The sequence below is a fragment of the Nitrincola sp. genome, from assembly GCF_048264025.1.
Lineage (GTDB): Bacteria > Pseudomonadota > Gammaproteobacteria > Pseudomonadales > Balneatricaceae > Nitrincola.
Map to the genome: position 1 here is coordinate 110,112 of NZ_JBLXDN010000012.1, position 10,760 is coordinate 120,871.

Genomic DNA, 10,760 nt, shown 5'->3' on the forward strand with positions numbered 1-10,760 from the left:
GTTAATAAACGCCCGTGCCTTACTTTAACACTTGGTCGATCACCAGTGAAACAGGCGCCTCGCGGCCTCGCGTCGCAACCGGACTTTGTGTTCCTTCCAGGTCACCCGCCTGAGGCTGTGGCTGCCCCGAAAGGCTAATGCGCGCGCTGATTTCCACTTGATCATGCATCGACAGACGGGCCTGCGGCGCCATCGCCATGGCATCTGTCAGTTCCAACTCTAGCGGCAGATCCTTTACCTGACGCTTAACAGCCGCCAGTGGCATACGACCTCCCACAGGGCGGGCGAAGATAAACAGTGTTTGTTCGGGGTCAACCTGCTCCAGCAAGGCGGGATCCAGGCTTACCTGTACCTTAATGCTGGCCTGATTCATTTCAGGCACATCAGGCACCGGCTGACCGGCCGCGGCCAGTTGCTCTTGAGCACGGGCGATACCACTGCGCAGGGAATCCGCTGCTGTGCCATCGGCATTAATCAGTGCCTTACGCCAGTGCTCGATGGCAGCCAGATAGTTTTCCTGTTCAAAGGCATCAATACCCAGCAGCCCCAAGGCAGCAATTTCATAAGGTTCCAACGCCAGGGTGGCATTGATCTGCTCGCGGACCTGAGCATCCATGACCGCGTTATTGGCAAAGTACATTGCCTGTGCCAGCTGGCCCATTACGCTGGCGTACTGAGGTGCGTCCTGCGGCAGGAAGTCGAGTACCTTGGCAAAGGCATCCCGCCCGGCTGCGTAATTACCCATGTTCATATGAGTATTCGCCAGCAGGTACCAGCCCTCGGGATTTTCAGGGTTCGCCGCCAACTCTTGTTCCAGAGATGCGATTGCCTGCTCCATGCTCATCTGACCGTTGGAGCCGGGCGGTGTATTCAATGCAATCTCCAGATCGGCAGCGCGACCCAGGTGGTTATACAGACCCAACGCAGCAGCCGGTATCATCAGAGCCAACAGAGTCACCGTCACCAGTTGCGCCTGCCCGACACGGGCGCGCTTGGGTGTTTCTGCAGCCGGTTCGTCTTCCGCGTCAATCAGCAGGTTGCGCTCCAGCTCCAGCTTTAGAGTGGCAAACTCCTGCTCGGCCAGAGTGCCTTGGCGGCGCTCATTTTCCAGCTCGTCCAGACGCTCACGGAAAATATCGATATTCTGCTGACGACGTTCGGTCGCCTCGCTGCGCGCAAGACGCTGATGACGCACCACCGGCGCAAACATGAACGCAATTGCGATCAGTGTCAGGACTGCGATACCGATCCAGAGTGTACTCATTGATCTTTTTCCTGTTGCAATAGCTTGTTCAGGCGCTCCGCCTCTTCCGGCGTCAGGCTCTCACTGGGGCGATAGCGCTCATCTTGCGCAGACGGGGCAGCAACGGCCGCATTCGTTTTCATGGCCTGTCGATTCCTGCGACTGCGGCTGATCAGGATTACCACCAGAATACCGATACCCAGCAAGACAAAAGGACCGTACCAGAGCAGCCAGGTCGTGGTCGTCACGCGCGGACGGTAGAGCACGAACTCGCCATAGCGGGTCACCATGAAGTCGATAATGCTGTCGTCGGCCTCACCCGCTTCCACCATACGATGGACCTCACGGCGCAAGTCGGCAGCCAGAGGGGCGTCAGAGTCGGCAATATTCTGATTCTGACACTTGGGACAACGCAGCTCGCCGGTCAGCTGATGGAAACGTTCCGCATTCTGGTCGTTGGAGAACTCGTAGGCATCAATCGCAGCCGAAGCCGAGAGCGGTGCCAGCAGGAGCAACCACAGGCAGAGTTGTCTTATCATCCCTGTGTCTCCGCACGAACCTGCTGCATCACTTGCTGCAAGGTCTTCCAAACGTTGGCATCAACGGCTCCCACGTGGCGGTAGCGTACGCGGCCCTCAGCATCCAGCACGTAGGTTTCAGGGGCACCGTAAACACCCATGTCCAGGCCAAGGGTACCGTTCTGATCCAGCACAACCGCTTTGTACGGATTGAGGTAACGACGCAGCCATTCACGCGCCTTACCCGGCTCATCCTTGTAATTGATGCCGTAGATGGTCACACCCTCATCCTGGGCCAAGCGGTTGAGGAAACCATGCTCTTCCTTACAGGTCGGGCACCAGGTTGCCCAGACATTCAGCAAGGATACCTCTCCCGACAGATCCGCCGGAGTCAGCATCTTGTCGGGCTCGGTCAAGGACGGCAGTTCAAACGTCGGCAATGGACGTTTCTTCTCTGCCAGCTCCGAAGGCAGCTCGGTCGGGTCCAGTGACAAACCACGCCAGAGGAAAATGCCCAGCACCAGAAAGATCACCAGGGGGATAAAGGCAAACAGCTTACGGTTATTCATCTTCACCTCTCAGCATCAGGCCGCTACGGCCGCACGACGTTTGCGGTAGCGCGGATCAGACGCTGCCAACAGGCCACCAAAGGTCATCAATAGACCACCCAGCCAGAGCCAGCGCACATAGGGTTTATACTGCACACGTACCGCCCAGGCGCCGTTCTCCAGCGGTTCGCCCAACGCCACATAGAGGTCTCGGGTGAAGCCCGGGTCAATCGCGGCCTCGGTCATCACATTACCGCGCGCAGTGTAGAGACGTTTTTCCGGATGCATTTCGGTATAAGGCTTACCATCACGCAGCACACGGATCTGCCCCTGATCCGAGGTGTAGTTCGGACCTTCTACATGACGGTTACCGTCGTAGATGAAGGTGTACTCGCGGAAGGTAATGGAGTCACCCTGCTGCATGCGCAGGTCGCGCTGTTCACTGTAGATGGATACCAGTGCCACACCCACTACCAGTACAGCCACACCCAGGTGAGCCAGCACCATGCCATAGTAACTGCGCGTCTGTTTGAACAGACCCGCCAGTTTCTCGCGGCGATGGCGGAGACGGTTATAGAGATCACGTACACCGCTGAGCACGACCCACCAGGCCAGCACCAGCCCCAGAGTGACCCAAGGCTTGAGTTCAGCGGCAAACAGCCAGGTAGATCCGACACCCAATACCAGTGCGACAACTCCCGGCAACCACAGCTGCTGCACCAGCATACTCAGCTGCATCTGCTTCCAGCGACTGATCACGCCGATGCCCATAAACACCACCAGTATTGCGCCTAGGGGTACAAACAGAGCGTTAAAATATGGAGGACCTACCGATAGTTTGCCCATGCCCAGCGCATCGACAATCAACGGGTAGATTGTACCCAACAGCACCATGGCACAGGACACCACCAACAAAACATTGTTCACCAGCAGCAGGCTCTCGCGCGACAGCAATGCAAAGCTGGATTCACTGCGCATCTGACCGGCACGCAGGGCATACAGCAACAGGGAACCACCGATCACCACCGCCAGCATTACCAGAATAAACAGGCCACGCTCAGGATCGGAGGCAAAGGCATGTACCGAGGTCAGGACACCGGAACGTACCAGGAAGGTTCCCAACAGACTCAGTGAGAAGGCAAAGATCGCCAGCAGTACTGTCCAGCTCTTGAATACACCACGTTTCTCGGTGACCGCCAGACTGTGAATCAGCGCGGTACCCACCAGCCAGGGCATCAGAGAAGCGTTTTCGACCGGATCCCAGAACCACCAGCCGCCCCAGCCAAGCTCGTAATACGCCCACCAGCTGCCCAGCGCGATACCCAAGGTCAAAAATGCCCAGGCCACAGACGTCCAGGGACGTGACCAACGCGCCCAGGCCGCGTCCAAACGGCCACTCAACAGAGCCGCAATGGCAAAAGCGAAGGAAACTGCGAAGCCTACGTAGCCCATATACAGCATCGGCGGATGCACGATCAGGCCGAAGTCCTGCAGCAGCGGGTTCAAGTCAGCACCTTCTTGCGGGAAAGCCGGCAGGTGGCGCTCGAACGGGCTGGAGGTAAACAGGATAAACAGATAGAAACCAATTGAAATCCAGCCCATCACCGCCAGTACGCGGGCGATAATATCCTGCGGCAGGTTCTCGCTTTTAATCGCCACGGCCAGCGTCCAGGCCGACAAAATCAGAGCCCACAGCAATAGCGACCCTTCATGACCACCCCAAACTGCACTCAGGCGGTAGTACCAGGGCAATGCCGAGTTGGAGTTACTGGCCACATAGGCAACCGAGAAATCGTTGTACAGGAAGGACCAGCTCAGGCAGATAAAACTGAACAGCGTGAACAGGAACATGCCCTTGCTAAGCGGACGGGCAAAACTCATCCAGAGCACATTCCCGCGGGTGGCACCCACCATGGGGACCACGGCCAGGAGTACAGACAAACACAAAGCTAGAATCAGGGCGAATTCACCCAGCTCAGGAACGACCATATCGATCATTTGTTAAACTCCTGACCTTCAGGCTTCGGCATTTTGCCTGCTTTTTCGAGCGCTTCGGCAACTTCTGGCGGCATGTAGTTTTCATCATGCTTGGCCAGCACTTCTACCGCGTTCAATACACCCTTTTCATTCAGGGAACCCTGAGCCACGATACCCTGACCTTCACGGAACAGGTCCGGCAAAATACCGGTGTACTCAACGGTTACGGTCTTGTCGTAGTCGGTAATATCAAAGCGCACAAAGAGAGAGTTCGGATCACGCTGGACACTGCCATCTACCACCATGCCACCGGCACGGATACGGGTATCCTGTGGTGCTTCACCCGCTGCTATCTGGGTTGGGGAATAGAACAGATTGATATTCTGGCTCAGTGCGAACATGGTCAGCCCCACAGCGACACTGACGCCGACAACGATAAATAGCACGATGATCAGGCGTTGTTTGCGTTTCGGTGTCATTGAGCATTCTCCTCACGGCGCAGACGGCGTTTCTGCTCCGCCAGCAAGCGGTTACGTTGCAACCAGGGCAGTACCAGGTTCATCAATATGACGGCGACGCCCAATCCATAGCTAAGCCAGACATAGAGCCCGTGGCCACCCATGGCCAGGAACTCGGAAAAACTGCTAAAACTCACCACAACCTCACTGCTTGCTCAGGAGTTCACGCACCCAACCGGTGCGTCGCTCACGCCAGACGATTTCATTGCGCAGTCGCATCATCAGACAGACCGCAAAGAGACAGTAGAAGCCCACCACCATCACCAGCAATGGCACCCACATCTCGGCAGGCATGGCCGGCTTTTCCGTCAATGTGAACGTGGCCGGCTGGTGCAGCGTATTCCACCACTCCACCGAATACTTGATGATCGGGATGTTGACGACCCCCACCAGCGACAGAACCGCCGATGCCTGCGCAGCAGTGGACTCGTTTTCGATGGCAGAGTTCAATGCCATCACCCCGAGGTAGAGGAAAAACAGGATCAGCATGGAGGTCAGACGCGCATCCCACACCCACCAGGAGCCCCAGGTCGGTTTGCCCCAGATGGCACCGGTTGCCAGTGCCAATACGGCCATGGTTGCACCGATAGGCGCTGCGCTTTTGAGCACCATGTCCGCCACTTTCATCTTCCAGATCAAAGCGATAGCGCCAGCCAGAGCCATCAGCATATAGGCCGATTGAGCCAGTATGGCGGCAGGCACATGCAGGTAAATAATGCGGAAACTGTTACCTTGCTGGTAGTCGGCCGGAGCAAACAGCAACGCCCAAATGGTTCCACCAATCAAAGCCAGGCCTGCAACCAGTGCAAACCAGGGCAGGAGCTTACCGGTGATCTGGTAACACCAGCGTGGTGAGGCCAGCTGGTAGAACCAGCGCGGCATCCAATTTTTATCCGCCATAACGTCTCTTTATTAGTCTTAGCTACTCATGGATATTCGCAGTGCGGCGCTGATCGCCAGCGGCGCAAGACCCAGTGCCAGGGCCAACAGGGCACCCAGCAGTGCAAGGTAACCTCCCAGCGGCAAACCGGTTACGGCGGCCTGCACAGCACTGGAGCCAAAAATCAGTACTGGAATGTACAAGGGCAATACCAGCAGCGAAATCAACACCCCACCCTTGCGTAAACCAACCGTCAAGGCCGCGCCGATAGCGCCGACCAGACTCAAAGTGGGCGTACCCAGCAATAGACTCAGCATCAACCCCGGCATGCCATCACCGGGTAAAAACAGCATCATGCCAAGCAACGGCGCCATCAGGGTCAATGCCAGTCCTGTCACACTCCAATGTGCCAACACCTTGGCCAGCACCACGACAAACAGCGGCTGCGGACTCAGCAACAGCTGTTCCAGCGAGCCGTCTTCAAAATCGGATCGGAACAGGGCATCCATCGACAGCAAGGTCGCCAGCAACGCAGCGACCCAAACTACACCCGGTGCCAGCTGCGACAGAAATCCCGGTTCGGGGCTCACACCCAACGGAAACAGAGTTGCCACCATCAGGAAGAAGATCAGCGGATTGACCAGATCACTCTTGCGCCGAAAGGACAGCAGATACTCGCGTCGGCAGGTGGCCCAGAACAGTCCCAACAGGCTTTGCTGCCGCGGCTCACCGGGGTTAGTCAGCATTGTCATTGTGAAGTTCCCGCACACTGATCCAGGTTGATTTTACGTACCGGCCCACGAATACCCAGTTCATGATGCGTGGTCAGAATCACGCTGCCGCCCTGCTGGGCATGGCGCAACAACAACGCCTCTTTAGCCGCCACCCCGCGTTTATCGATGGCGGTAAAAGGCTCATCCAGAATCCATAAAGGCGCGTGACTCAAATACAGGCGAGCCAGACTCACCCTGCGATTTTGCCCAGCCGATAGCGAATGACAGGGCACATCCTCAAATCCACGCAGTCCCACCTGCTCCAGCGCCTGGTCGATGGCATCTGCATCGATGGATGGGCTCAGAGCGGCATACCAGCGCAGATTTTCCTGAGGTGAAAGCACCGCTTTTACCCCTGCCTGATGGCCAAAATAGAGCAGGTTACGACAAAATTCTTCACGTACTTCAGCAACAGGCTCGCCACGCCAGAAGATCTCGCCTTCATAGTTACGCGACAGGCCGCTGAGTATCCGCAGCAAAGTGGTTTTACCACTGCCGTTCTGACCTTCGATCTGGACGATTTCACCCGGCGAGACAGAAAATCCCAGGCGATTGAACAGTACTCGGTCGTCACGTTCACAGAAGAGGTTTTGCACGGTTAACAGCTGATCTGCCACGCTTGGACCCTTTAAAAAACGGACTCTTGGTCGATAATGAACAAATGGGCCATTATATACAGAATGCCCACTCAGCGTCAGGCTCAACTTTTGCAGGAAGGACAGGGCTCTTGTTACCCCCAACCACAGTCCCAAACAGTGCGACCTCAACCAGCAGCACATCCACTCAGTCGTCATCGGCCAGTTCCGGACTGCCCGCAGCTGGCAGCGAGATTCAGGCGGTAGTTCGCAGTGTCGCCAGTGGAGACACCTCTGGCCAGGTGTTTCGGATTCAGGTCGAGGCCAACAATCGCCTGCTGGAATTGATCACCCGCGCGCCCCTTTCAAGCGGGGATCGTATCAACCTGTCCCGAAGCCCCAGTGGGGAATTGCAGATTCAACTGCCGCCCCAAGGCAACCCGCAAACGCAAACACCGGCCAACACGGGCGCCAATCTCAACCGAATTTTGCTCAATGTGGCCCAGCAAAACAGTGCGCAGATCATGCAGTCCCTGCCACTGAACACGCCTAAACAGGCGCAGGTGATGCAATCAACGCCTCTGACGGCAAGCGCCCAACCAGCGTCAGGCAGCAGCGGCACTGCCGGGGGTGCGGCTCAAGCCTCGGCGCCAAACACGGCCAGCATCGCAGGCCAACAGAACTCTCAAACCAGCCCCGGTCAGACTGGATCAGCTTCGAACACCGGCAGCACGCCCGCCACAGCCAGCAGCACCCAGGCAAACACGGCAACACCCGCATCTCCTGCCACGACAGGCAAGGGAGACAATACACCAACTCAGTCTGCTCCAGCACAAACTGGCGCGGCTTCACAAACTCCTGCGCAAGCTCAGCCCCGTGGCGTTTCTCAGCCGCCAGCCCAGACTTTGCCGGCGCCATCCGGCACAGCCGAAAGCCAACCTCCCGCGGCCAAGGCGGTGCTGTATCGTGCACAGATCAGCCAGATGAACACCCTGACTACACCCGCGCCAGCCACAGCACAGAATACGGCAGGTGCTGCTTCTGCAAACGGCGCAGGCACGACTCAACCCCAAGGGCAGACCGCCGCATCACAATCCAGTACAGCCCCCTCTACCTCTGCGCCCACCGCTCAGCCTAACCCTGGTGGCGCAACCGGTTCAGGCAACCCGTCACCCAGTACCCAAAACGCTCCTCAAGGTCAGAACACCCCTCAAAATCAGAACCCTGGTCAAACTCAGTCCCAGGCAAACACGGCAAATGGTCGAGAAGGCGCCACTGGATCACAAACAGCAGCCCTGACGCAGAAAAGCCAGCAACTGGCGCGCAGTTTGAACATGCAGCAGCCGATCGCCAAACCTGTGCAGCACCAGGTACAGCTGAGTCTGGCAGGTGAGCGCATTAATCTGATCAGCCCCCGTCCATTAATGGTTGGTCAACAGGTCGTGCTGACGCGTACTGATAGCCAGCAGGTCAGCCTTTCCCCCCTGCCTCAGCTCCAGCCTCCCGTGCAGTCCAGTTTGCAGCTGCCTGCAGTACAGCAGGCACTGCGCGATGCGTTGCCGCAGCAGATTCCGTTTGGTGATGCCCTTAATCAGCTGGTTCAGCTCAGCCAAAGCCCCGCCGCGCGCAATCAAAGCGCTGTTAACCAGCTGGTCCAGTCCATGCTTAGCCTGTTTGGCGTGAGTCCGGGTAGTGAGGATGCCGGCGAGGCCGTGAAGCGAAACCTGCAGCAAGGAGGTCTGTTAACTGAAGCACGGCTTGGACAGCCCGGTGCCGATAAGGCAGCCCCTCAGGCGGACCTCAAGCAGCAATTGGGGCAACTGCTCAAGGCTGCGGAGCAGCTCCCCGAAGGTGCGCGCCAGCAAATGACACGTCTGGTCGATGCACTTCAGGCACGCTCGACCAGCCAACAGGTCAGCAGCCTTCAGGCCTGGAAAGAGCAGCCGGATGGTTCCATGGAAAGGGTTTACCGACTGGACTTGCCCATCCGGCAGGCCGAACGTTTTGATAATGCAGAACTGACCATTACCGAACGCAGAGAGCGCCAGCCCGATGGTGAAATGCTGTCACTGTGGAATGCCGCCTTGCATTTCGATCTGGATGACCATGGCAGTGTTGATGCCCGACTCAGTTTGCAGGAAGGCTGGCGTTTGCAGCTACAGTTCTGGGCAGAGGAGCCACAGACCCAAAACCTGATCAATACACGTCTGGCACCGTTTACGGATACGCTGCACCAGCAAGGATTTCTGGTCGAGAACGTTCAGGTCCTTGCCGGGCGCCCCAGTCAGCCAGAACTCACAACGGTTCAACGCCGTCTGGTGGATGTACACACATGAGTGATCGCCTGGACGAAAAAAGCGCCGTTGCTCTACGTTATGATGCCGATTCAGGCAGCGCACCCAAGGTGGTCGCCAAGGGGCGCGGGCTTATCGCCGAACAGATTCTGGCACTGGCTGAAGAGCACGACATTCACATTCACCAGAGCCCTGAGCTGATTGAGGTTTTGATTCGGCTGGAGCTGGGTGACGAGATACCCGAAGCGCTCTACCGTGCCATTGCAGAAGTGATCGCCTTTGCCTACGGGCTCAAGAAGGACGGGAAGGACTAGAAACAAGGCGCCAGGATCACAGCAGCCTCAGGGTTAGTGACGCTGTTGTTGTTCCGGCAACATTTCGCTGCTGTGCAGCTCTCGATGCAGCAGAGCCATCAGCTCTGCCTCAGGACGACCGATACCACAGTTGCGCACCAGGTCATCGACCGATGCACCCATCTCCATCAACTTGGCCGCCTGGTTATACGCCAACACACCGGGGTCACGGTTCTCCAGCTCCTGCTGTTTCTCAACCGTAATATTGAGGGTACGCTCGATTGCCATCAGGCGCTTGCCCATACCGATGGAGCCGTTTGTCATGGCACGAATTTCGTTACGCAGCACGTTGATAAGCGCCTGGTGACGACGTTCCTGACGCTTAACGCGGATCAGCACATGAATGCAGATCGCTGCAGCCAGCAGCGTCAGCACTGCCATGCCCAACATGATTAGCTGTGTGTATTCCGCCACGCCGAATCCGTGCTCCGTTCAGACAGGGTTAATCCGAATAGGACAGTGTACCCGATCCCGTGGCGGGGTTCATCGTATTCAGGTGCGACAGGCTTCGAATTCCAGCAGCATCTGTTCGATATCAAGCACTGCGCAACGTTCAGCCATGTAGGTACCCAGCAGCCAGGAACGCTGCTCACGATTACGATTCCAGTTGATATCGGATGTCTTGATGCGAATTGACTTGATCAATTCATCACAGGCAAGCGCCCAGCGCCGACCGCGCAGAATAACGACTTCCGAATATTTGGAATATTCCGGCTTATAGCGTTCCGGTATCAGCCAACGCGCCGAGTCGACAACGTGGGTCCAGGCCGGATCATCACCAAAGCGACCAATAATCCATTCAGGCCCATCCAGCACCATCGACAGATCTTCCAGCTGAAGCGCGCCATCAACCTTGTCGAACGGAACCGCGAGCTTGAGGCCATGCATATCCAGCAGGATACAGTTGACCTCTGCTCCCAGCGCAGCCGCTTCCGGCGGTGGAGGCTGAGTCGCTGCCTGCTGGGGCGCTGGAGCCGGTTGTGGAGCGGGTGCTGGCTCTGGCTCTGGCTCTGGCTCTGGCTCTGGCTCTGGCTCTGGCTCTGGCTCTGGCTCTGGCTCTGGCTCTGGCTCTGGCTCTGGC

Annotated in this window: 13 protein-coding genes; 2 read left to right on the forward strand and 11 right to left on the reverse strand. The window is 57.3% G+C overall.

Going from position 1 to position 10,760, the window contains the following annotated elements; genetic code table 11:
• Window positions 1-19 precede the first annotated feature (19 nt).
• The 9 genes from ccmI to ccmA are packed head-to-tail and all read right to left on the reverse strand — an operon-like array spanning window position 20 to window position 7,074.
• Window positions 20-1,264, reverse strand: coding sequence for a c-type cytochrome biogenesis protein CcmI (ccmI, locus tag ACN0R1_RS10965; protein WP_417582739.1), 1,245 nt, complete (start codon window positions 1,262-1,264; stop codon window positions 20-22).
• Complete coding sequence (locus tag ACN0R1_RS10970; protein WP_417582741.1) at window positions 1,261-1,782, reverse strand: cytochrome c-type biogenesis protein; 522 nt, start codon at window positions 1,780-1,782, stop codon at window positions 1,261-1,263. Before ACN0R1_RS10970 ends, ccmI begins: the two co-directional genes overlap by 4 nt.
• Entirely contained in the window at window positions 1,779-2,330 is a 552-nt protein-coding gene (locus tag ACN0R1_RS10975; protein WP_417582743.1) for a DsbE family thiol:disulfide interchange protein, read from the reverse strand. The genes ACN0R1_RS10970 and ACN0R1_RS10975 overlap by 4 nt, the downstream gene beginning before the upstream one ends.
• Before the next feature lie 15 nt (window positions 2,331-2,345).
• On the reverse strand, window positions 2,346-4,307 hold the full coding sequence (locus ACN0R1_RS10980; RefSeq protein WP_417582745.1) for a heme lyase CcmF/NrfE family subunit: 1,962 nt from the start codon (window positions 4,305-4,307) through the stop codon (window positions 2,346-2,348).
• Window positions 4,304-4,765, reverse strand: a complete 462-nt coding sequence (ccmE, locus tag ACN0R1_RS10985) for a cytochrome c maturation protein CcmE (RefSeq protein ID WP_417582747.1) — start codon at window positions 4,763-4,765, stop codon at window positions 4,304-4,306. Before ccmE ends, ACN0R1_RS10980 begins: the two co-directional genes overlap by 4 nt.
• Window positions 4,762-4,941 carry a heme exporter protein CcmD gene (ccmD, locus tag ACN0R1_RS10990; RefSeq protein ID WP_417582749.1) on the reverse strand — a complete coding sequence of 60 codons (180 nt, stop codon included), beginning with the start codon at window positions 4,939-4,941 and terminating at the stop codon, window positions 4,762-4,764. The genes ccmE and ccmD overlap by 4 nt, the downstream gene beginning before the upstream one ends.
• Before the next feature lie 7 nt (window positions 4,942-4,948).
• Entirely contained in the window at window positions 4,949-5,704 is a 756-nt protein-coding gene (locus ACN0R1_RS10995) for a heme ABC transporter permease (protein ID WP_417582751.1), read from the reverse strand.
• An 18-nt stretch (window positions 5,705-5,722) separates the two neighbouring features.
• On the reverse strand, window positions 5,723-6,436 hold the full coding sequence (gene ccmB / locus ACN0R1_RS11000) for a heme exporter protein CcmB (protein WP_417582753.1): 714 nt from the start codon (window positions 6,434-6,436) through the stop codon (window positions 5,723-5,725).
• Window positions 6,433-7,074 (reverse strand): cytochrome c biogenesis heme-transporting ATPase CcmA, encoded by a 642-nt coding sequence (gene ccmA, locus ACN0R1_RS11005; protein ID WP_417582755.1) that lies wholly within the window; start codon window positions 7,072-7,074, stop codon window positions 6,433-6,435. Before ccmA ends, ccmB begins: the two co-directional genes overlap by 4 nt.
• A gap of 110 nt (window positions 7,075-7,184) precedes the next feature.
• Between ccmA and ACN0R1_RS11010 the strand changes: the two genes are divergently transcribed.
• Window positions 7,185-9,368, forward strand: coding sequence for a flagellar hook-length control protein FliK (locus tag ACN0R1_RS11010; protein ID WP_417582757.1), 2,184 nt, complete (start codon window positions 7,185-7,187; stop codon window positions 9,366-9,368).
• Window positions 9,365-9,640: an EscU/YscU/HrcU family type III secretion system export apparatus switch protein gene (locus ACN0R1_RS11015; protein WP_417582759.1), complete on the forward strand. Its 276-nt coding sequence runs from the start codon at window positions 9,365-9,367 to the stop codon at window positions 9,638-9,640. Before ACN0R1_RS11010 ends, ACN0R1_RS11015 begins: the two co-directional genes overlap by 4 nt.
• Before the next feature lie 33 nt (window positions 9,641-9,673).
• On the opposite strand, the gene ACN0R1_RS11020 is transcribed toward ACN0R1_RS11015, so the two are convergent.
• Together ACN0R1_RS11020 and ACN0R1_RS11025 are read right to left on the reverse strand one after the other, a co-directional pair.
• Entirely contained in the window at window positions 9,674-10,093 is a 420-nt protein-coding gene (locus tag ACN0R1_RS11020; protein ID WP_417582761.1) for a DUF2802 domain-containing protein, read from the reverse strand.
• Between the two features lie 78 nt (window positions 10,094-10,171).
• Window positions 10,172-10,760, reverse strand: a 589-nt coding sequence (locus ACN0R1_RS11025; protein WP_417582763.1) for a chemotaxis protein CheW, incomplete at its 5' end; no start/stop codon positions are given.

Excerpts from the sequence above, each read along its gene's own strand:
- ACN0R1_RS10975 (WP_417582743.1), bottom strand. The coding sequence starts at position 2,330 with ATGAATAACCGTAAGCTGTTTGCCTTTATCCCCCTGGTGATCTTTCTG.
- ACN0R1_RS10980 (WP_417582745.1), bottom strand. The coding sequence starts at position 4,307 with ATGATCGATATGGTCGTTCCTGAGCTGGGTGAATTCGCCCTGATTCTA.
- ACN0R1_RS10970 (WP_417582741.1), bottom strand. The coding sequence starts at position 1,782 with ATGATAAGACAACTCTGCCTGTGGTTGCTCCTGCTGGCACCGCTCTCG.
- ccmI (WP_417582739.1), bottom strand. The coding sequence starts at position 1,264 with ATGAGTACACTCTGGATCGGTATCGCAGTCCTGACACTGATCGCAATT.
- ACN0R1_RS11015 (WP_417582759.1), top strand. The coding sequence starts at position 9,365 with ATGAGTGATCGCCTGGACGAAAAAAGCGCCGTTGCTCTACGTTATGAT.
- ccmB (WP_417582753.1), bottom strand. The coding sequence starts at position 6,436 with ATGACAATGCTGACTAACCCCGGTGAGCCGCGGCAGCAAAGCCTGTTG.
- ccmE (WP_417582747.1), bottom strand. The coding sequence starts at position 4,765 with ATGACACCGAAACGCAAACAACGCCTGATCATCGTGCTATTTATCGTT.
- ACN0R1_RS10995 (WP_417582751.1), bottom strand. The coding sequence starts at position 5,704 with ATGGCGGATAAAAATTGGATGCCGCGCTGGTTCTACCAGCTGGCCTCA.